We start from the raw sequence: 22,020 nt of genomic DNA on the forward strand, positions 1-22,020 counted from the left end.
CTAATTTTTTGGCATAACGGTTTTGGCATAACGGATTTATTTATTTTCTAATGATTTTGCCTTATCCCACAATTTATCCATTTCATCAAGGTCGCTGTCTTGTGGGGTTTTGCCAATTTTTGCCAATTCATCTTCAATAAAAGCAAAACGCCTGCGAAATTTAGCAATTGTACCAAGTGTGGCGGCTTCACTATTAATTCCAAGTTTACGCGCAACATTAACAAGAGCAAACACACAATCACCCAACTCATCTTCAATTGCCAATTTTTGCTGGGCGCTGGGTTTTTTGGCATACAAAAACACATCATCATTTATTAAAGCTTTTAATTCAGCCAGCTCTTCATCAAGTTTTTGCCAAGCCCCTGCCACATTTTCCCAATCAAAACCAATTTTGCTTGCGGTTTTTTGCACATCACAAGCCTGCATTAATGCTGTACCAGGCTTAACCGTATCTAGAATACGGCGGTTTTTACGGTCTGGTTTTTGGCGTTTTTCAATGGCTTTGATTTCATTCCAACGCTGTTTTACCGCTTCATCTGTGGTTAGATTTTCTTTGTCAAAAACATGCGGATGCCTACGAATAAGTTTTTGCTGTAGACTAAAAATCACATCAGCTATGTCAAATTTACCCTGCTCTTGATACAAATGGGCGTGAAAAATCACCTGCAACAACACATCACCAAGCTCGCCTTGAATTTCATCATCATCGCCGTTTTGAATAGCCTCAACAAGCTCATAAGTTTCTTCGATAGCGTAAGGAATTAGGCTGTGATTGGTCTGTTTTTTATCCCACGGACACTCGTTTCGTAGGCGTGTCATTAAAGCCAATAAATCGTTAAATTCACCAGTTGCTTGCATATTATTCCTTAAATTTTTTGTCATTTTTTTTAATTAAAACTGCTCGATCTCTTCTGCGGTCAAAAACCGACACTCCCCCATCTGTAATCCATCAAGCGTAATCATACCAATGCTCGATCGGTGCAGTTTTATCACCTTATTGCCAAAATACGCCATCATGCGTTTCACCTGATGATATTTACCCTCGGTCAAGGTTAGCGTTGCATGGGTATCATCGGTAAACATCAATACGGCAGGGGCGGTTTTTTCGCTTTCGCCATCAAGTACAATGCCTTGTGCAATTGCTTTTATCATCGTTTGTTGTAAATCATCGCTTACGCTATCAGCCAAGGTTAAATGATAAACCTTATCCACATGGTGCTTTGGACTTGTTACTTTATGCACAAATCCACCATCATCAGAAAGCAACAATGCTCCTGTGGTATCAACATCTAATCGCCCAACAATACGCAAACTTGCAAGTTCTGGTATGACAATCAAATCAGTAACAATCGGATATTCCTTAGGTTTTAACGCACACTCAAAACCGTCAGGTTTATACAACAAAATATAACGATTGCCTGTCGCCACCGACAATTGCTCGCCTGCCCATTGAATCTCGTCATTAATTTCATCAATGTGTAAACTGCCGTCTTTTATCACGTTGCCATTTACGGTAATTTCACCTGCGTGCAATACTTTTTTGCAATCTTTACGAGATAATTCGGTTGCTTTACTTAAAAATTTGTCTAATCGCATAGGTTGCCTTTTTGTAAAATTTAATAAATAATAACCATTTTAACACAAATTTGGCATAAAATTTCACCATGACCTACAAAACCCCAACCGTTTCATGCACCGCCACGCTCGAGATTAAAAAAAGTGAATTTTTCGGTTTTGGTTATCCCATCACCAGCCGCGATGAACTTATGTTCCACGTGGAACAATTGCAAGCAAAATTCCCAGACGCCCGTCATATCTGCTACGGCTATATCATAGGCGATCCAAATAACACCACATCGGCAGGTTTTTATGATGACGGCGAACCATCAGGCACGGCAGGCAAACCGATTTTAAACGTATTGCAACACAAAGCAATTGGCAACTGCACGGTGATTGTGGTGCGTTATTTTGGTGGTATAAAATTAGGAGCAGGCGGATTGACACGAGCTTATAGCAGCAGTGCCCAGATGGTTGTCAACAATATGACACTGCAGGATTTTATTCCAAAAACCACCCTAACAATTGCCACCACATTCGCCCACGAGGCTCAAATCCGCCATTTACTACATAAGACAAATGGTCAAATTGTGGCGGTCGACTATCACACAAATGTATTAATCACAGTGATAATTGCCAATCAAAATCTACAAAATCTTGAACAACAATTGAGTATTTATGGTACAATTGTAAACTATTAATTTCCCCATTAATTTTTGACTTTGACAAAACGACTCATACCATGATTGACACAACAAACCCTAATTTTGCGATCGAAAACCTTGATTTACCCACATTTCGCCCACCTTTTTGGTTAAAAAACCCCCATTTACAGACGATTTTACCCAAATTTATCCCACAACCCATTCCTGATTATAAGCGAGAATTGCACTTTGACAGCACCAAACAGGTCAAGGTTGCGTATGATTTTATTCACCCAAATCTCAATACCAAACCCAACTCACCAAATCGTCCGCTTGCGGTAATGTTTCACGGTTTAGAGGGCAGCAGCAACAGTCATTATGCCAAAACTTTTGCCAATACCGCCCAAAAATTAGGTTGGCATGCTGTTGTGGTGCATTATCGTGGCTGTGGCGGACTAAAAAATTCGTCCGAACTGGATTATAACGCAGGGGATACCACTGAAATACATCATGTGTTTAGTGTGCTGCATAAACAATACCCACACATCGTGGCAATTGGTGTATCACTTGGTGGCAATATGCTTGCCAAATATATGGGTGAATATGGTGATGATGCCTTGTGCATGGGGGCGGTGATCGTGTCCGCCCCTGTGGATTTAACCACATCTGCACTGGCAATGCACCGATTTGTCGCGCGCCACGTTTATACGCCGTATTTACTAAAACCATTGCTATTAAAGGCTGAAGAAAAAATCAGCGAACCTGACACTTTAAACGCCTTAAAAACAATTAAAACTTTAGATAAATTTGACGATTTATACACCGCCCCACGCAACGGTTATGGCACAAGTGAAAATTACTACAAAAACGCTTCTGCCCTGCCTGTGCTGCATAAAATCTCCAAACCCACTTTAATCATCAGTGCCAAAGATGATCCATTTTTAGGTAAAACCGCCACACCATCAAACATCTCGCCTTTGGTGCGTTTGTTATATAGCAAACACGGAGGCCATATTGGTTTTTTGGATTTTGACAAGCAACAACGACGATTTGACAATACGTGGCTGGCAAAAACCGTATTTCGGTTTTTTGACCACTTAACACAATCAGGCCGTTAAATAGCAAATACAATTTACAACCACAATATTTACAACCCACATTTGCCAATAGGATTTATTGGTTAAAAATGCTAAAATAACGCAAATTTTTGACAAATGGTAACAACATGACCCAAAACATCACCCAACACCGCATTTTAATCCTAGATTTTGGCTCACAATACACCCAGCTTATCGCGCGGCGTGTGCGCGAAGCGGGCGTTTATTGCGAATTGCACCCTTTTGATGTCAGCAGCGAATTTATCCAAAATTTTGCCCCCAAAGGCATTATTTTATCAGGCAGCCCAGAAAGCGTGCATCAACACGGCTCACCGCGCGCCCCGCAAATCGTCTTTGAACTGGGCGTGCCTGTGTTAGGCATTTGCTACGGTTTTCAAACCATGGCCGAGCAATTGGGCGGACAAGTTGTCGCAGGCGGCAATACGGCAGAATTTGGCCAAGCGCACATTGACATTTGCAAGCAAGACGCATTGCTTGCCAACATCGGTGAAAACAGCCGCGCAATCGTGTGGATGAGCCACGGCGATAAAGTGGCCAAATTGCCAGAAAGTTTTAAAACCACCGCCAGCACGCCCAATTGCCCATTTGCTGCCGCAAGCGACGAAGCACGCCAGTTTTACGGCCTACAATTTCACCCCGAGGTTACCCACACCCAAAACGGCGAGCAATTAATCGCCAATTTTGTGCATAACATTTGCAATTGCAATGCGTTGTGGAATTCTGACAACATCATTGAGCTGCGCATTAACGAATTAAAAGCAAAAATCGGCGATAAACGCGTACTGTTAGGCTTATCGGGCGGCGTGGACAGCTCGGTGGTGGCCGCCCTTTTGCACAAAGCCATCGGCGACAAACTCATTTGCGTGTTTGTTGACAACGGTTTATTGCGCCTAAACGAAGGCGAGCAAGTCATGCAAATGTTTGCCGACAACATGGGCATTCGCGTAATTTGTGCCAATGCCGAAAGCCGCTTTTTAACCGCGTTAGCAGGCGTAACCGACCCCGAAGCCAAACGCAAAATCATCGGCCGCGAGTTTATCAACGTCTTTGCCGAAGAAGCGCGCAAATTAGAACACGAAACAGGCGGCATTCAGTTTTTAGCTCAAGGCACAATTTACCCAGATGTCATTGAATCCGCAGGGCAAAAAAACGGCAAAGCCCACGTGATTAAATCGCACCACAATGTTGGCGGCTTGCCCGACGATTTGGCATTTGAATTGATTGAGCCGCTGCGTGATTTATTTAAAGACGAAGTGCGCAAATTGGGCGTAGTGCTTGGCATTCCGCCTGCGATGATTTACCGCCACCCATTTCCCGGGCCCGGCCTTGGCGTGCGCATTTTGGGCGAGGTCAAAAAAGAATATGCCGACATTTTGCGCCTAGCCGACGATATTTTTATGCAAGAGCTGCGCGCTTCTGGCTGGTATGACAAAACCGCGCAAGCCTTTGCTGTATTTATGCCCGTCAAATCGGTGGGCGTGGTGGGCGATGGCCGCCGTTATGCGTGGGTGATTGCCCTGCGCGCCGTGGAAACCGTGGATTTTATGACCGCACGCTTTGCTCATTTGCCCTATGATTTGGTGGATAAAATTTCAACGCGGATTATGAACGAAATTAGTGATGTGGCGCGCGTGGTGTACGATGTATCCAGCAAACCGCCCGCGACGATTGAGTGGGAATAAGACAGATAAAACCCAAATTTCAAAATTGGAATTTGGGTTTTAAAGTTTTGGTTTTTTTAAGTTTTGATATTAAAATACACGGGTAAACGTTATATTATCAACCTCATCTCGATATTTGTTATCGTCCACCCACACAAGTTCTCTAGGAGCTTGGTGTTCTTGTGAATACACTCTAATTACTTGCTTGTTGTTGTCATTATAATAATCACCAACAATTCTAATAACCTCTGTTTGACTGCCGTTATAACTGCTTTCTGTATAATTGCCAGTACAGTTTTTATTTTGATATCTTTTAGTTAAAACCCTGCCTGTGCTAACTAGGGTGTTTGGTGCACTCGGTGATTTAACCAATTGGAATACTTCTTTACCACCATGATCGCAACCTTGCTCCCAAGAACCAACAAATTTGTCTGCCAATTTAATATTTTCTGAAGCATGAGCAACCTGTTCTGATTGTAAAGTCTCATAAAAATGTTCTTGTGCTTTTTCTTTGGTTTGAACATACTGATTGGTATCAAGTCTGGTTTTTAGTTTTTGCTCAAACTCGTTGTCTTTTGATTGTTGAACCAAATCTTTTAAGTCATCTGGTTTAAAACGTTTGGCAACTTTTTCTTCAATTTTGATGCCGTTGTCTGGGTTATTATCGGTGTCTGCACTTTGTAAAATCTGTAAAATGCGTGTGGACTCTGCTTCTTTTTTGGTTAAATCAGTTGGAGTTATGATGGATTTTGGTTCGGTTTCACCCAATGCCAATTCACCAAGTTTAAAGGTAACTTTGCCATCTGCGGTGTTGTAGTTAAATTCACCTTTGGCATTGGTTTTGCCAAGGGATTTGCCTTTTTGTAGTACTTCTAAGCCCTCTACTGCACTGTCCAAAAATACGCCAGTTACGACTTTTGGTGTGTTATTATGGGGGGGTTGGCATGATCATGACCTGAATTGCTATCACTACCGCCACCACAAGCGGTTAAAGACAAGGCTAAACCTGTAGAAATAGCCAGCCACAGTTTTTTGTAGGTGTGTTTGTGGGTGATGTTCATAATAGATCCTTTTATATGAAATTTGGGTTAAATGATTTACAACAGTGTATGCTTTAGTTATATTTAAGCAATAAAATTACTATAGCACATCTTTTACCTTGGGTAAAGGCATATTTTACCATATATACAAATTTACAAAATAATAAGTCTATTTATAACAAATAATTATAAATAGACTTATTAACAACCGCTTTAGCATTTGCAACTTTGCTATTTTACAAATTATACCAAATTTTTTAAGGTTTCTTTTTTGGCTTGTTCTTTTTCTACTTTTTTGTTAATGATGTATTGTTGAGTCATACTAAATACATTATTTACTGTCCAATACAATACCAAACCTGCAGGGAAGAATAACATAAACACTGTAAAAATAATTGGCATAAATTTCAATACTTTTGCTTGCATCGGATCGGTCGGCTGTGGGTTTAAAGCCTGCTGAAAAAACATTGCAGCTCCCATCAACAGTGGCAAAATAAAGTAAGGATCCATTGCTGACAAATCTTTAATCCACAAAATCCACGGTGCATGACGCAGTTGCACGCTTTCTACCAACACCCAATACAACGCCAAAAAAATTGGCATTTGTAAGAAAATTGGTAAGCAGCCAGCCATGGGATTGACTTGCTCTTCTTTGTAGATTTTCATCATTTCTTGGCTCATACGCATGCGGTCGTCGCCAAATTCGTCTTTTAACGCTTGTAAACGCGGTGCAACTGCACGCATTTTTGCCATTGAATAATAGCTTTTATTTGCAATTGGCATTAAGGCAATCTTAACAATAAGCGTTAAAATAATAATCGCCCAACCCCAGTTGCCAATGACTTTATGCACACTGTCTAAAATCCAAAACAAAAATTTTGAGATTGGCCACAAAATACCGTAATCCACAGTTTGATCCAATCCTGTAGCCAAGGGTTTTAGATTTTCTTGTACTTTTGGGCCGGCGTATAAGGTTGATGTTAAGGTCAATTGTTTGCCATTGGCAACTTCTACAGGACTGCTGGTAAAACCGATGATGTGATCTTTGCCTGTTTCGCGACTATAAAAATTTGCCACATAATCTTTAGGAATCCAAGCTGATACAAAATAATGCTGAATCATACCAACCCAGCCTTTATCGCTGCTGCCTTTTAATTCACCATCGTTAAAATTACCAAATTTTAATTTATTATAAGGATTGTCAGGCGTTCCCCAAGCACCGCCTAAATAAGTTGCAAGTCCCATCATACCCTTATCAACAAGCCCAGGATCGGAACTGCCATCGCGTTTTAGTTGTGCATACAGTTGACCTTGCCAACTTTTATCCGTTGGATTGTTAATATTATAACTTACTGCAATTGGATATTGCCCTTTGGTAAAAGTGTAAGTTTTGGTAATGATTACGCCGTCTTTTTCGTAAGTTAACGGAATGACAAGTTGGCTGTCAGTCTCTTTCATTACATACTGCTGGCTTTCTGAGTGGTATTTGGCACGCCCTTGTGTTGTGTCAATGCCATCACGTCCAATCAGACCAGATTGTGCCACATACACCCGATTGGCATCGTTTTCAAGCAGTACAAAAGGCTGTTGATTTCCCAGCGTATCGTTATAATTGCGCAGTGCCGTATACACCACATCACCACCAACAGGGTTAATCCGAATGTCATATTTATCCGTCAATACCGAAATTAGTGTTTCATCAGACACAGCCGATTGCACCGTAGGAGCACCTTTGGTGGCTACCACTGGTACATCGCTATTGTTTGCACCCGTCGCTGTTTGGGTATTTGGCACATCGTTACCACTCACCGACTGAGTCATGTGTGTTACATTTGTGGTTGTTCTTGACCCAACATTGGCATAATCATCACGCCACGCCAAAATCAGCAAATAACTGGTAATTAACATAGCAATGATAATCAACGTCCGTAAAATTTTTTGCATATCGCTATCCTATCTAAACCCCACTTTTTAACTTAAAATAACTCAAATCTAAGTGGAGAATTATTAACTGCTTATCATTTCAGCACAAAACTATGGGTTAACTTCTTAACAGACAATTTATAAAAAATTATTATAAAAACTGTTATAAAAAAACTGTTAAAACACCCAAAACACATTGACAAAATACCAAAACGCTCTATTTTACTAAAAAAACTGCAAAAAAGATATTTTTATAAAAAATAAAAACAAAAAACCTTAAAAATCAATCACAAAACTAGCCACGTTGCCAATACCGCACAAAATAACCATTTGGCAATACCGACACTTGCTCAAAACGATAACGGTATAACGGTAGCGGCACAAAATCCACACCAAAACCACCCCACGGATGACAGCGACAGATACGACAAACGGTTAACCAACCACCATATACGCCACCGTGCAAACGCACCGCTTCCAAACCATATGCCGAACAAGTTGGATAAAAACGACAACGAGCAGGCAAAAGCGGACTGATTGCATAACGGTAAAATACTATCAACCCAAACAATATTTGGGATAATACTTTATCCAACAAGCGTTTCATTTTGGCAATTTTTGGTAAAAAAGCGTTGACTTTTGTGGGTAATTTGGTGAAATCCTGCTTGAATTTGGCTACCGATTGCGTTATTTGACAAATTTTGTGTACCAGCTTTGACAATCATCACCACATCAAAGCCAACATTTGTATACAAAAAATCATGTTGATGCAACCGAAAATATTCACGCACCAAACGTTTTAAGCGATTGCGTTGATTGGCATGTTTGATTTTTTTCTTGGTAATTGCCAAACCCAAACGGTTGTTTTTTCGTTGTTGGTTAATTTTAACAAAAAACATGAGATTTGCTTCATGTACTTTAAAATCAGGTGTGTCAAATACGGATTTAAAATCGGTTGGTTGCAATAAGCGTTGCGACTTATCAAAACCAAACTGCATAGCTGTTTTTTTAACCTTATCCACGATTTAATCCACAGAAGTTAAACAAAAAATAGACATATCAACCAAAAAGTTACCAAAACAAAAAGCGATATAATCACTTACATCGCTTCTTAAATGCTTACAAACTAAATGCTTACAAGCAAAGAATGCTTTACAAACCAAAGCAATCAAATTTAACAGACAAAAATTATACAGTCAAACGATGACGACCTTTTGCACGACGACGTGCCAACACTTGACGACCGTTTTTTGTTGCCATACGAGCTCGAAAACCATGAGTGCGTTTACGCTTAATTTCGCTTGGTTGGAAAGTACGTTTCATAATATTTTACCTTTGGGAATGCTAAAAATATTTAACCAACAATTAAGGGTTAAATTTTAATAGGGTTAAATTCTTTTACAAAATTAGATAACTTACTATTATCTTATGTTTATACAGTGAAGTCAAGTATAAAATACCATAAGATTAAAAACTACTTTTGGTTTTATTCTGATTTTGTTTTGAGTATTAAAATATTAAAAAAATAAAAAAATAAAAAATTCTATTTTTGGTTTGTTTTTGGCAAATTTAGTTAAGATTTTTTATTATTCAATTTAGTATATTTTCATATTTTTAAAAGTTATCCACAAAATATTTGTCCTTAATAATAAGGTATATCTTGTAATTTATTATTATTAGGGACATGATTTTTTGTGGATAAGTGGAAAATTACGATTAAAATCAAATATTTATGATGTTGATAAGTATGTATATAACGCGTGTATGAAATGTTATTAAGTAGCCAAAAAATACTTATTCACAAAATTTTCCACGCACTTTTCCACAATAAAATACTTCCTTATTTTTTTGAATTGTGTTAAAGTATGCACTGATTTGGAGGGTGTTCTATGATAAGCACTTTATGGCAACGTTGTGTAGATGAATTAAAGCACCAATTGCCTGATAATATTTTTACCATGTGGATACGTCCGTTATCTGCACATGAAACAAAATCAACCAAGTTTGGCGATAGGTTGATCGTAACTGTGCCAAATGATTATTTTGCAGGTTATGTGGAAAAGAATTATTTATCCCAAATTCAAGATGTGATAAAAAAACTTGAGCCTGATCGTGATATTTTGGTTAAAATTCAGGTAAATAAAGACTCTTTTTTAATGCCAGTGGCAAATCAAGAAACGACAAATTTTGGTGTTGTTGATGGCAATCAATCTGTAAATATAAACAAAAATGGGGGCAAAACCGAGAAGCTACAAGCCTTTCAGACTTTGGATAAAGCATTTACCTTTGAGCAATTTGTAACAGGAAAATCCAATCAAATTGCTTATAGTTTTTGTAAAGAGATGGTTAATCATTTGGGTGATTCCAAAAATAATCCGCTGTTTTTGTATGGGTCAACAGGTTTGGGGAAAACCCACTTAATGCAAGCGGTAGCCCATGAAGTGGTGAAACAAGGCAAAAGTTTTTATTATTTTAGTTCGGATAAATTTATCAGTCATTTGGTGAATGCCATTCAACATAGCAAGATTGATGAATTTAAAGATAAGATTAAAAAAGTTGATTTGTTGATTATTGATGATATCCATGTCATTGCAGGCAAACGCAAAAGCAGTGAAGAGTTTTTGGCGTTATTTAATGATTTTATTGGCAATAACAAACAGGTGATTTTGGCATCTGATCGGCACCCTAGTGCGTTGGTTGAGTTTGATGAATACACCAAATCACGACTGTTGGGCGGTGTGTCGGTGGCACTTGAACCGCCTGAGTTGGAAACACGCATTCAAATTTTGCAAAAAAAAGCCAAATCTCAAGATATTGTTTTGCCAAAAGAGTGTGCGATTTTTATGGCTCAACACATTGTAGCAAACGTGCGCGAACTGGAGGGAGTGTTAAACAAAGTGTTGGCAATGTCGCGTTTGTTAAACCAAGATGTGGCATTGGATTTGGTGCAAATGGCACTTAAAGACGTGATTGCCATTCGGGTGCAAGCGGTGAGTATGGATAATATTCGTAAAGTAGTTGCTGAGTTTTATAATGTGTCTACCAAGGATATTATGGGCAAAAAGCGTTCTCGCAACATTGTTAGGCCACGCCAAATTGCAATGGCATTGGCACGCGAATTGACAAATAACAGCTTGCTTGATATTGGACAATCCTTTGGTGGGCGCGATCATACCACTGTGATGCATGCCTGCGAAAAAGTACAAATGTTGTGTTTGACCGATGCGATATTTGAAAAAAATTACCGTTCGTTAAAATTGATGTTGCAAACTTAGACGATATTACAAACTTAGATGATACAAATTTAGATGAAATATTAAATTTAACTAATTTTAAATTTAACCAACTTTAAACCTTTTAACCATTTTTTTGAGAGTTATTATGCAATTAGTTATGTCTCGCGATGTGTTGTTACACGCCGTTAACTTGATTTCAAAAGCATCTGACAAACGTCATAACATGGCAATTTTAGGCAATTTAAAACTGGAATTGACCGAACAACAGTTGGTAATGACCGCTTCGGATTTAGAAGTGGAACTTCAATCTACACTGAATTTACCGAAAGGTGCATGTCGCCAAGCAGGGCAAATTACCATTCCTGCCAATAAATTTAAAGACATTGTTAAACTGTTGCCTGAAGAAACCGTATCCTTGACTGTTGGCGATGATTTGCAATGCGTGATTAAAAGTGGCAAAAGTACGTTTAAACTAGGCACATTGCCTGCCGAGGATTTTCCAATGCTTGGCGAACCTGAACAAGTAACCCCTGTTCAAATTAGCCGTGTTGTGTTAAGTGATTTGATGGAAAAAACCCATTTTGCTATGGCGGTTCAAGATGTGCGTTATTATTTAACAGGCATGTTATTTGAACTGAAAGACAATCAATTGGCAACCGTGGCAACCGATGGACATCGTTTGGCATTGGCACGCACTGCGATTGAGCAGCCAGATGGTGCTGAATTAAATGCGATTTTGCCAAGAAAAGCCGTGCTTGAATTGCAACGTTTGTTGGGCGAACTTAAAAAACTATTACCGCAACATGACAATCAAATCACGTTAAACGTGGGTCGTGATTTTTTGCAAGTGATTTTACCATTTGGTGAAATAGACAGTGATGGGCAAATGCAAAATCCAATTTTGGTGGCGTTTACCGCACGCTTGATTGACGGTAAATTCCCAGACTATCGACGAGTGATGCCAAACAATACCGATAAACTGGCCTATATCAAACAAGAACAGCTTGTTACTGTGTTACGGCGTGTTTCCTTGTTAAGCCATGAAAAAACGCGCGGTGTGGTGTTTTATTTTGCAGATTCGGAAAATTTAGAGGTTAAAACCAGTAACAGCGAACATGACGAAGCCTGCGAACAATTAACCGTTAACTATCAAGGAGATCCGCTTGAAATTTCGTTTAACGTGGCGTATTTGTTAGATGTGTTAAATACGCTTGGTGGTGATATTGAACTTCATATGGGGCATGCAAATGGCTCGGTATTAATACGTCAAGTTGGCGATGATTTGCATGAATTTGTGGTCATGCCAATGCGACTTTAATGTAAACTTGGTGTGATGTCATTGCATGAAAATCAGCGAGTTGCACATTCATTGTTTTCGCAATTTACACAATTTACGCTTTGCTCCTGGTTGTTGCAATGTGATTTTAGGGCAAAATGGCAGTGGCAAAACCGCACTGCTTGAAAGCATTTATTTGTTGTCGCGTGGCAAAAGTTTTCGTCATCATCAGCCTAAGCATTATATCACGCATGGCAAAAAATCGACCACGGTTTTTGCCAAATTGCACGCCAATTTTGAGACATGGTTGTTGGCAAATACCAGTGATGAACAAACCGTTGCCATTCAAAAGTTTGACGATGCCAGCACTCAGTTACGCCACAATGGACAAAGCGTATTTGCTCAAAGTCCAATTACGGCGTTATTGCCAACTTTATTGATAGAGCCTGCCAATTTAAACAGTTTAGAACATGGAGGGCAGTCGAGGCGTGAATTATTGGATTGGCTTGTGTTCCACGTGGAACAAAAATTTTATCCGCATTGGCTTTCCTATCAACGCCTGTTAAAACAACGCAATGGCTTATTAAAACAACCAAATACAGTGTTTTATCAACAACAATTACAAGCGTGGGATTGGCAATTAAGTGAACACGCTCATGTTATTCATCAATATCGTGAACAGATTTTAAAGCAGTGGCAAGTGCATTTTGACACCCAAATTCAAGCATTTTTACCGATGTATGCAGATAAATTGCGTCTGCGTTATTCACCTGGGTTTGATTCTGATCAGTCGCTTGCTGATGTGTTGGCTCGGCGTTGGCAATCAGACAAAGAATTGGGTTATACGCGGCTTGGTTGTCATCGTGCCGATGTGATGGTGTTGCTAAATTTGTCGCACAATCATAGGGATGCTCACAAACAAACCCTGCCTGCAACAGATGTGTTGTCTCGCGGTGAAAAAAAATTACTCATGATGGCATTGCGTTTGTCGCAGTTGCCTTTGTTGCAGAATGTGGCAAAAATGCCGTTGGTGCTCATAGATGATATTGGTGCAGAGCTTGATAAAAAAGCGTTACACACCTTGTTGATGGGGTTAAAACAGGTTGATTCCCAGTTGTTTATTAGCAGTTTGTCAGATGATATTGTGCCAATTTTGCAAGATATTTGGCAAAATAATGTCAATGTGTTTCACGTGGAACAAGGTAACATAATCACAAAACCATAAAAAAGCAAATTCGTTGATTTGCTTTTTTATTATGACTAAGTTTAAAATTCATAATTTAACGACAAGGCATAATTACGCCCAGGAGCGGTGTAGCGGTTGATTCCATTGCCACGTACCATTGCATTGACGCCAACGGTTGCCATGGGGCGTAAATTTTCCCACGGTAAATATTTTTCATCGGTTAAGTTATAAACCCCTGCCTGTAGGCTTAACGCCTTGGATAATTTAACATTGCCAAAAACATCAAATGTCCATTTGTTATCGGTTAAATCATCGGTGGTGCGAAGATTATCAAGAGTGTCATTTGCTCTAAGGTATAAAGGCTGTAGCTTGCCGTTTAACCAACGCAAGGTGTCTTTGGCGTGTTTTTTCCCCCAAAACCGACCAAGGGCGGTAATGCTGTAACGCTCGTCAATTGGGCGATAAGTTGCACTTAACAGACCATTTAGCGGTTGTACTGACAACAAACTTGCTCCATCGGACAATTTGCCTGTTTGGTGGGCGACTTGCCCTGCAAATGTTACACTGCCAAATTTATCGTTTTTGGGATAAAAGGTGTAATTTGCGGATAAAGCTATGCCTTTGCTGTCAGCTTTGGCAACATTGATGTAGGTATAACAGTCATAACTGCCACTGCCAACGCTACAGCCATAGTTTTTGGTGTCAATGAAGTTTTTGTATTTGTTGCGATAGCCGGTTAATTTTAGATAGCCGTTATCCCATTGTTTTTGAATGCTTAATTGTTGGTTAAAGGATTCTTCAGGTAATAAATCAACATTTGGCACTTGAGCAACGCCGTTCATGGCAAAGCCTGCGTACATTTGATTCACCAGGGGCATCAAAAAACCCGTGCCAGCTTGGTAGCCGATTTGTAAATCATCAAAAGGGGTGAATTGTAATCCTGCTTGCCAAGTGGTTGCGTCTTGTTTGATGGTTTTGTCAAATTTGCCTTGGCAAAAACTGGCGGTGGCGGGGCTGTTTTGAATCGTGCATTTTTTTGTTAAGGTGTTTAAAAAATCACGCTGTCCATCGCCCATGTTGGGTATGCGTTTATAATTGTCATAGCGAATGCCTGCATTGGCACTGAATTTTGGGTTAAAATAAATGCTGTCTTGTAAGCTTAATGACCATGTGTTGGTTAAGGTTGGAATTTGTAGTGAGCTAAAGTCTCTAAAGGGCGGTTCTTTAATGCTATAGGTTTTAATCATGTAAGGGTCATAGCCCTCTTGGGTGCGTTGAGTCATAAACTTTAGGCTGTGTTCGCCAAGCCAGGCTTTGTCTTCAGGTGGCAACAAGGGCAAACTTGATGCCTCAAAACGGTATTGTTTGGTGTCAAAATAATTGGGGCGGTATTCTCGATCGCTTAACGGAATGTTTTTGGGTGCAGACGGATCGACATAAGTTGGGTAAATATAAGTGTCCGCTACGGTTACGATTTTTTGGTTGGTGTAATCAAATTTTGCATTGTTTAGCCAATGGCCATTAGCTGGGGTGTATTCATAACTTAATCCGTATGCGGTGCGTTCGTTTTCATCAAAACCGACGCGTTTTTGATCGGTTGTGGTGTTTTTGGTTACGGCTCGATTGTGGTTGATTAAATATTGATAACTGCCATTGATACCAAACTTATGTTCGTCAGTTGGCTGAAAATAGGCTTTGGCAACGGTTGCGTGTTGTACGTAGTGTGCAGGATCTGGATAAATACCATAAATGCCTTTTTCATTTTTTGCAAAAGGATAATAAGGATCTAAGCGAGCTTTATCAAAGGAGCGCATGTCGTGGTTTTTTAATTCATGTCCCTCACGGCGTGCGTAATTGACAAGCCCTGATAATTTGCCCTGTTTGATTGCCAAGCCCACCGCTTGCATAAATTCTTCGTTTTTATTGGTGTAGCCTGTTTTGACATAACCGCCCAGATTTTTGCCTGCTTTGATTAAATCTTCAGGCTCTTTGGTGCGATAAGATACCGCACCGCCAATTGCTCCATTGCCACTGTCTAATGAATCCGCCCCTTTTTTAATTTCAACCGATTGCAAGGTTTCCACATCTGACATAAACCGAGAATCATTGACATAACCATACGGCACGTAAAACTCATTCACCTCGCTGTCAGGCACACGCACGCCGTCAATCAGCATAGCCACCCTGTTGCCATCTACCCCTTGAATGGCATAGCCTTTTGAACCGTAACGCCCCACCTCGCCTATGGTTACCTCAGGGTTATAACGCACCAAATCACGGCTGTCCATAATCAGCTGTTCGGTGATTTTTTTACTGGTGGTTTTATCCGTCATGGGTTTGGCGGTAATGCTGGGTATATCGTCGTTTGCAGCAGAGTCAACTACAAGGGCATCAAGCGTTACTGTCGGTTTGTTTTGACTGTCATCGTTTGTGGCCGCTATCGCTGTTTGGCAAATACCAAATAAAGCGGCACTGATGGCAACGCTTAAATTTTTGTAGATAAAAGGCTTTAAAAAAGGCGTGGTTTTCATGTTGATTCTCAAAATTTTTGCAAAATAAAGTGAATACCGAAAAACGGTATTGGGGTAAAAACCAGACACTTGCCCGGTTTTTTATTACCAGTTTTATCAAAAGCACCAAACATTGGCATTAAACATGGTTAAAATTTAGTTTTTTTGTCATTATTTTTACCATTAATTTTTTACCAATAGTACGTATTTGGCTTCTACCTTGTAGCTTTTTCCCGTACTGCGATCGGTGGTTGTTGGTTCACCATTGTTTAGTTTGTATACATAGCTTTTGTAGGTTGGTTGCCCCCATGAGCTTTTTGGTGTGGATTTTGGTGTTGCTGACCAAAGTGCCAAATCGGAGTTTTTTACCAAATCCAAACCCTCGCTAAATTTATGTACGTTTAGGTTTAATGCAGGTTGAGCCACGCTGTGATCCGATAAACTGGATAGTTCTTTAATGGTTGGCAGTCGCCAGCCGTCTTTATTATTTGCCAAGGCTTTTTCAAATGAAGTAAATTCAGTTGGTGTGCCTGTACACTTTGTTCCGTCAAAACTTTGCCCCACCACACAGCGTTGCCAAACCAAACCTGTTTTTGTGTCGGTTACACTGTCGTTACTTAGGGTAAAATCTGCAGTTGGGGTTTCAGATACGCCAATGGTTGTGGTGATTTGGCTTGCAACAGCCACCAAACTTGTCAAAGCCAATAAACCAACCGTTGCTTTTTTTGTTAAATTTTTCATCGTTTTGTCCTTATTTGTGAAACATTGGTTGTTTGCGTTATTTGCCATTGCTAACCGCTAAAATTGCAGCTGTTGACCATGCACTTTTTGGATCTTCTGTGCTAAATGTTCCATCGTTATATACCACCCAAATTTTATCCAGTTTGCCATTGTTTAATGCCAATGACTGCGTCCAAAATGAAAATGGAATGATTTTGGTGTCATTGTGATTAATCAAATAAGTGGTTGGTAAAGTTGGCTTGTCGTTTAAATTAAAAATGTTAAACAGTTCATGACGAGTTGGCAGTCGCCAGTTGTTTACGCCACAAAGCTGTTCGGCGTTGATTTTTTTGGTGTAGCTTTCGGTTGTGCAAACCTTGTCATCAAGTCTGCAATTGTCTTTTGCTGACCCTTCACCTGTATCACTTACCCCAAGTTTTTGGTAGCTGTTACGGTAAGTCCAGTCGCTCAATTCAATGTCGCGGTGGTTTTTGTTAATATCGGCCTGTGCCCCATATTTGCCTGCAATTTTTGGCGTGTAGGTTTTGGTTTCCCAAACCAAGCCTGTGGTTTCGTCTTTAAAACACGCCCATTCGGTAGCGGTACTGGCTAATACTTTACCGTCTTTATCCAGTTTTGTGAATTGCATCGGTGATTTGTTTTGGCAGTCTTGGCGGTTATCGGTGCAGGTTGTGTCATCGGCTTTTTCTTTGCCAGAAAAACTCACGCCCGTTCCGTTGACTTTACCGCGTTTGGCAGGTTCACTGGGTTTTGGCGCGGAAATGATGACGCTGGCATTGTTTTTGGTTGCAATGGAGGCAAGCCCACCTGTTTTATTGACAAGTTTAACCTCAAATTTCACATCATTGCTAATTTCTGTGGTCAATAGCGGAATGTTAATTTCGGCACTGTTTTCACCTTTTTTGATGGTGATTTTATCACTGGTAGGTTTTTTAAAATGCGTCCCTGCAACTGCAGAACCGTTCACTACTTCAAAATACACATCGGTATCGGCTTTAAGTTTTTGACTGGCTGTTACCATAACTTTCACACTGGCATCACCATTGGTGGCGGCTGCAGATTGAATACTAGCCCCCACATCAATATTGGCAATGGTAATGTTCATTTTTCGGCGTACAGTTTCATCGTCCAACATGTTTTTATCGGTTAAATTGGTAATTTCAAAGCACAATTTGCGGTTTTCGGTAGGTGCTGGGTTGTGCAAAATTTCAACCGGAATGTCAACCGTGTTTTTACCTTTTGGCAAAACAACCGATCCTGATGTATTGCCTTTAAAGTCAACACCAGCAACAGCACCGTTTGTTACATTTGCATCGCAGCCCAATTTATAATCTACAGTAATATCACTGTCTGCGGTGTATTTGTCGGCCACTTCAAGGTTTTCTTTGTGTACATAAATTGCTCGAAAGGTTGCTTTTGCTGTGCCTGTTGTGGGTTCTTCGACATTATCGGCAACAACGCTTGCTCGTACACGAAAATTAGATGTTGTGCCACCACTGCCACTACTACCGCTTTCTGTCTTTGGGTTGTAAGGAATTTTTGGTTTTCCTTCTGTGCCACAGCCGGCTAAACCAAACGCTACCACCGTCGCTAATGCGAGCGGTTTTATTGCAAAAGGAATTGAGGTTTTTAACATAAGATACTCGCTTATTTGGAATGTTCCTAATTAAAAGGTATGATATTAAAGTTAATGGTATTAAAGGCAATAATCATTATCATTAAATGATAAAAAAATTACCCATGCCAGCATGAGTAATTTTGTTGGTTAATGAAAAATTGTACGCACGACTTGTTTGTAAAACTCAAACGCATCTTGAGCCCCTTGTAGGGCTTTGGCTTGGTCTTCGCGGCTTAAATTTAGCGTGTCTAATTTTTCTTTAAATGCACGCCAATGACGCATTCTGCCATCTTCATGGGCAGCTAAATGGCTTGCACCGTGGTTTTCATCAAGCTCAATTTTGCCTGCTTCTTTGTACAAAATTGCCGCCCCCACATTTGATCCCTCAACGCAATACAACCAACCTAAACGCTCTGCACCGTCCACTGTTGGCATCTTGATGTCAATGTTGGCAGGATTGACATCTAATGCTTGCATATCAGCCACTACCGCATCATGACGAGATAGATCTTTTAGATTGGCAATGGATTGGTTTAAATCATCGGCTTCGTGAAAGGCTTTCACCGCCTTGTGAAATTCATGTTGGGCTTGCAAAAATTTGCGATAATTGTCATGCGATGCAAAGGGCTTTGTGGACATCACAAGATTATCCACACTGTCGTGGGTTTGGCGTGAGGACAGTTTTAGGCTTTCGCTAAAACTTAAGCCTTTATCCAGCACTTCATCAATGCTTAAATCTTTGTCAACTTGTGTGTTGTCGTGTTGTGTACTATCGTGTTGTGTACTATCATGAGTGGTCATAGTAAAAACCTTTTAATTAAAAAATATATAATGCTGTGTTCATATTTTAGCATTTATAAAATGCTTGCTATACAATAATATTGTTACTATAATGTAAACAATTTTTAAAGAATTTCTTTTTAACAAAAATTGCACGGAAAAATAGTTAAATGACAGCCTCACACGATACCGCACGCGATGAACTTGGTGCTGAAAAAATTTTGCAAAACAAAGCACCTAAAAGGGTAAGTTTGTGGCAAAAATTACTGCGTTGGTTGTTTTTGTTGTTGGGTTTTTTGTTTTTAGGGCTTGGATTGATTGGCGTGGTGTTGCCTGTGTTGCCAACGACACCGTTTGTACTGCTAGCGGCGGGTTGTTTTGCCAAAAGTTCCGAGCGGTTTCATCATTGGCTTACCCATCATAAAATATTTGGCCCACTGATTGTCAATTGGCAAGAAAGGCGTGCGATTCCAAGATATGCCAAATATCTGGCATGGAGCATGATGGCATTGTCATGTGGCATGTTGTTTTATCGATTGTCGCATGAAATGATTTGGCTGGCTTGTACCACCAGTACCATTTGTCTTTTAACCACAATTTGGATGGCTAGGTTGCCTGACGCTTAAGTTACTTGACGCTTAAGCTATTTGATGTTTAAGATGCTTGATTTTAGCAAATAAAAAACCTACTTTTGGTGAGTAGGTTTTTTTAAATAAATGTTTAAATAAATGTAAGCAACAATTCATTCATTGCCAATTTTGCGTTTGCCAGTTACTATCTCATAAACAAACAGCACCAAAATAGCACCGATAACCGAGAACGCCAAACCGATAAAACCGCCGTTTGCATTGATACCCAAAATGCTTGCCAAAAAACCACCCACCACGGCACCGACAATACCAAGCACAATCGTCATAATCCAACCCATCGTATCTGCACCTGGCTTGATAAAACGTGCCAACACACCCACAATCAGACCTGAAACCAACATACCGATAAATGCCATTTTTGCACTCCTTTTTAAAATTCAAAATTCATCACAAATCACTTAAGATCACAAATAAATTAATCTTTGTGTTGATGGCTATCATAAGGCTTTTTTTTGCCAAAATAAAAGGTAGCTTTGTTAGTTGTGTGGGTAAACTGTTGATATTTGGCGGTTTTTGCGATTTTTTGTAAAATTTTTGTCAATGACTGGTAGGGTTTTGTAATGTTTTGCTAATTGGGTAAAATTTTTTGCATGGCGGTTGGCATTGCCAAAGTTTTGCTGGCATTTGGTGTTAGCCATATTGTGTTGGTGTTTAAATTGGCGGATTGGATTTGTGTGAGTAGATCTTGTTTTTGTTTGTCGCTTAAATCAATTATGATGGGCAAAAGATGCCAATGAAAATGGGTTAAACTGTGTTTGATTGGTTTTGGTTGTAAGGTGAATAAGCTATCCGCTTGGGTTAAATTTAACAAATGTTGCTGTTGTAAAAAATTAACTATCAGTTGTTCAATGGGTAAATACTCGTTTGGCAAATGTTTGTCTTGACAATCGGCTAAATTTTGCCAAGTTGTGATGGTTTTATGGGCTTGTTGTTTTTTGATAAACGCCAAAGGCAAGCAGTAAAGACCGCTCCAAATGCCTGAATTTGGACGTTGCAACCAAAGGGTTTGTTGCTTGCTGTCGGTGAGTTGTAGCACAAGCGAGTATTTAGACGGTTTGGGTGATTTTTTGGATTTAACAGGATAGGCGGTTTGTTTGCCTTGTTGGTTGGCAATGCAGTCATCTTGTATGGGACAAAAAGCACAATTTGGCCGAGCTTTGGTGCAAAGTGTTGCACCAAGATCCATAATGGCTTGGGCGTAAAGTCCGCTGTTTTGCTTAGGGGTGAGTAAACTTGCCAATTGCCAAAGTTTTTGAGTGGTGGCTGATTTGTTAATGTCAGAGTCAATGCCTGCCCAGCGTGTCAATACACGTTTGACATTGCCATCACAAATCACGCCAAAATCTCGCACGCCCATTGCTACAATTGCTCCTGCGGTGGATTGTCCAACACCACTGATTGTTTGCCAATCATTCACTGTTTTGGGAAAATCTCCTGTTGTTTCAATGATATGGGTTAGTTGTTTTGCTCCTTTATGCAAATTTCTGGCACGTGCATAATAACCAAGCCCCGCCCAATGATCGGCAATTTGCTCCCAATCGGCATCTGCCAGTGCAAATACGGTAGGAAAACTGTGGATAAATCGGTAAAAATAAGGAATAACCGTGGCCACTTGAGTTTGTTGGAGCATGACCTCAGAAATCCAAACAGGATAAGGGTTTGGTGTGGTAAGTTTGTGCTGTTGCCAAGGCAAATCACAGCGGCCGTATTTATGAAACCAAGCCAACATTCGATCGGCAAAATTACTGTTTTTGGCATATGCCAATTGTTGTGTAAAATCGTGATTAAAATGGGCAATTTTACTCAAAAGTGAATTCCTTTTGGTTTTGATGGTTGGTTAAAGTTTGGTATGAAAATTGGATTAACATGAAAATTGGATTAATATGGTTAAAGTGGCGGATAAATTTGCATTTATCACATAAAATCTGCTAAAATGTAAGACTTATATAGTTTACGCCCATAGCTCAACTGGATAGAGTACAGGTCTCCGAAGCCTGTGGCGTGGGTTCGAGTCCCGCTGGGCGTACCATCATTATTTAAGCCAACTATTGACAGTTGGCTTAACAGTTTAAAACCATAA

Annotated in this window: 21 protein-coding genes and 1 tRNA gene; 8 read left to right on the plus strand and 14 right to left on the minus strand. The window is 39.9% G+C overall.

From position 1 onward, the window contains the following. Positions 1–36 precede the first annotated feature (36 nt). Positions 37–858, minus strand: a complete 822-nt coding sequence (gene mazG / locus MOMA_RS02405) for a nucleoside triphosphate pyrophosphohydrolase (protein WP_009767023.1) — start codon at positions 856–858, stop codon at positions 37–39. Positions 859–891: 33 nt separating this feature from the next. Further along, positions 892–1,596, minus strand: coding sequence for a pseudouridine synthase (locus MOMA_RS02410; RefSeq protein ID WP_009767024.1), 705 nt, complete (start codon positions 1,594–1,596; stop codon positions 892–894). 68 nt (positions 1,597–1,664) lie between these two features. On the opposite strand from MOMA_RS02410, the gene MOMA_RS02415 reads away from it, so the two are divergent. The 3 genes from MOMA_RS02415 to guaA all read left to right on the plus strand — a co-directional run bounded on the left by MOMA_RS02415 (position 1,665) and on the right by guaA (position 5,001). Further along, positions 1,665–2,258 (plus strand): YigZ family protein, encoded by a 594-nt coding sequence (locus MOMA_RS02415; protein ID WP_009767025.1) that lies wholly within the window; start codon positions 1,665–1,667, stop codon positions 2,256–2,258. Positions 2,259–2,299: 41 nt separating this feature from the next. Continuing rightward, positions 2,300–3,319 (plus strand): YheT family hydrolase, encoded by a 1,020-nt coding sequence (locus tag MOMA_RS02420; RefSeq protein ID WP_009767026.1) that lies wholly within the window; start codon positions 2,300–2,302, stop codon positions 3,317–3,319. Between the two features lie 107 nt (positions 3,320–3,426). After that, positions 3,427–5,001 (plus strand): glutamine-hydrolyzing GMP synthase, encoded by a 1,575-nt coding sequence (gene guaA, locus MOMA_RS02425; protein WP_009767027.1) that lies wholly within the window; start codon positions 3,427–3,429, stop codon positions 4,999–5,001. Positions 5,002–5,070: 69 nt separating this feature from the next. Here guaA and MOMA_RS02430 read toward each other — a convergent pair whose 3' ends face one another. The 6 genes from MOMA_RS02430 to rpmH form a co-directional block, all read right to left on the minus strand. Then, on the minus strand, positions 5,071–5,877 hold the full coding sequence (locus MOMA_RS02430; RefSeq protein WP_009767028.1) for a hypothetical protein: 807 nt from the start codon (positions 5,875–5,877) through the stop codon (positions 5,071–5,073). 11 nt (positions 5,878–5,888) lie between these two features. Then, entirely contained in the window at positions 5,889–6,041 is a 153-nt protein-coding gene (locus MOMA_RS09860) for a hypothetical protein (RefSeq protein WP_161600311.1), read from the minus strand. A gap of 222 nt (positions 6,042–6,263) precedes the next feature. Further along, entirely contained in the window at positions 6,264–7,964 is a 1,701-nt protein-coding gene (gene yidC / locus MOMA_RS02435; RefSeq protein WP_009767029.1) for a membrane protein insertase YidC, read from the minus strand. 274 nt (positions 7,965–8,238) lie between these two features. Further along, complete coding sequence (gene yidD, locus MOMA_RS02440) at positions 8,239–8,550, minus strand: membrane protein insertion efficiency factor YidD (protein ID WP_009767030.1); 312 nt, start codon at positions 8,548–8,550, stop codon at positions 8,239–8,241. Continuing rightward, complete coding sequence (gene rnpA / locus MOMA_RS02445) at positions 8,531–8,965, minus strand: ribonuclease P protein component (protein ID WP_009767031.1); 435 nt, start codon at positions 8,963–8,965, stop codon at positions 8,531–8,533. Before rnpA ends, yidD begins: the two co-directional genes overlap by 20 nt. Before the next feature lie 166 nt (positions 8,966–9,131). Next, a complete protein-coding gene (gene rpmH / locus MOMA_RS02450) occupies positions 9,132–9,266 on the minus strand; it encodes a 50S ribosomal protein L34 (RefSeq protein ID WP_009767032.1) in 135 nt (44 codons plus the stop codon). Positions 9,267–9,832: 566 nt separating this feature from the next. On the opposite strand from rpmH, the gene dnaA reads away from it, so the two are divergent. The 3 genes from dnaA to recF all read left to right on the plus strand — a co-directional run bounded on the left by dnaA (position 9,833) and on the right by recF (position 13,680). Further along, entirely contained in the window at positions 9,833–11,218 is a 1,386-nt protein-coding gene (gene dnaA, locus MOMA_RS02455) for a chromosomal replication initiator protein DnaA (RefSeq protein WP_009767033.1), read from the plus strand. 106 nt (positions 11,219–11,324) lie between these two features. Next, entirely contained in the window at positions 11,325–12,497 is a 1,173-nt protein-coding gene (dnaN, locus tag MOMA_RS02460) for a DNA polymerase III subunit beta (protein ID WP_009767034.1), read from the plus strand. Between the two features lie 25 nt (positions 12,498–12,522). After that, on the plus strand, positions 12,523–13,680 hold the full coding sequence (gene recF / locus MOMA_RS02465; protein ID WP_009767035.1) for a DNA replication/repair protein RecF: 1,158 nt from the start codon (positions 12,523–12,525) through the stop codon (positions 13,678–13,680). Positions 13,681–13,721: 41 nt separating this feature from the next. On the opposite strand, the gene MOMA_RS02470 is transcribed toward recF, so the two are convergent. The 4 genes from MOMA_RS02470 to MOMA_RS02485 form a co-directional block, all read right to left on the minus strand. Next, positions 13,722–16,172, minus strand: a complete 2,451-nt coding sequence (locus MOMA_RS02470) for a TonB-dependent hemoglobin/transferrin/lactoferrin family receptor (protein ID WP_009767036.1) — start codon at positions 16,170–16,172, stop codon at positions 13,722–13,724. 162 nt (positions 16,173–16,334) lie between these two features. Next, positions 16,335–16,892 (minus strand): Lcl C-terminal domain-containing protein, encoded by a 558-nt coding sequence (locus MOMA_RS02475; RefSeq protein WP_009767037.1) that lies wholly within the window; start codon positions 16,890–16,892, stop codon positions 16,335–16,337. 37 nt (positions 16,893–16,929) lie between these two features. Beyond that, positions 16,930–18,528 carry an Lcl C-terminal domain-containing protein gene (locus MOMA_RS02480; protein WP_009767038.1) on the minus strand — a complete coding sequence of 533 codons (1,599 nt, stop codon included), beginning with the start codon at positions 18,526–18,528 and terminating at the stop codon, positions 16,930–16,932. Positions 18,529–18,657: 129 nt separating this feature from the next. After that, entirely contained in the window at positions 18,658–19,311 is a 654-nt protein-coding gene (locus MOMA_RS02485; RefSeq protein WP_009767039.1) for a biliverdin-producing heme oxygenase, read from the minus strand. A 149-nt stretch (positions 19,312–19,460) separates the two neighbouring features. Here MOMA_RS02485 and MOMA_RS02490 point away from each other — a divergent pair, with 149 nt between their 5' ends. Further along, positions 19,461–19,916 carry a YbaN family protein gene (locus MOMA_RS02490; RefSeq protein WP_009767040.1) on the plus strand — a complete coding sequence of 152 codons (456 nt, stop codon included), beginning with the start codon at positions 19,461–19,463 and terminating at the stop codon, positions 19,914–19,916. Positions 19,917–20,032: 116 nt separating this feature from the next. On the opposite strand, the gene MOMA_RS02495 is transcribed toward MOMA_RS02490, so the two are convergent. Together MOMA_RS02495 and mutY are read right to left on the minus strand one after the other, a co-directional pair. Then, positions 20,033–20,296 carry a GlsB/YeaQ/YmgE family stress response membrane protein gene (locus tag MOMA_RS02495; RefSeq protein ID WP_009767041.1) on the minus strand — a complete coding sequence of 88 codons (264 nt, stop codon included), beginning with the start codon at positions 20,294–20,296 and terminating at the stop codon, positions 20,033–20,035. Positions 20,297–20,508: 212 nt separating this feature from the next. After that, positions 20,509–21,747 carry an A/G-specific adenine glycosylase gene (mutY, locus tag MOMA_RS02500; RefSeq protein ID WP_009767042.1) on the minus strand — a complete coding sequence of 413 codons (1,239 nt, stop codon included), beginning with the start codon at positions 21,745–21,747 and terminating at the stop codon, positions 20,509–20,511. Between the two features lie 146 nt (positions 21,748–21,893). On the opposite strand from mutY, the gene MOMA_RS02505 reads away from it, so the two are divergent. Beyond that, positions 21,894–21,969 (plus strand) — tRNA-Arg (locus tag MOMA_RS02505). The last annotated feature ends 51 nt before the right edge of the window (positions 21,970–22,020 follow it).

Source organism: Moraxella macacae 0408225 (assembly GCF_000320365.1).
GTDB lineage: Bacteria > Pseudomonadota > Gammaproteobacteria > Pseudomonadales > Moraxellaceae > Faucicola > Faucicola macacae.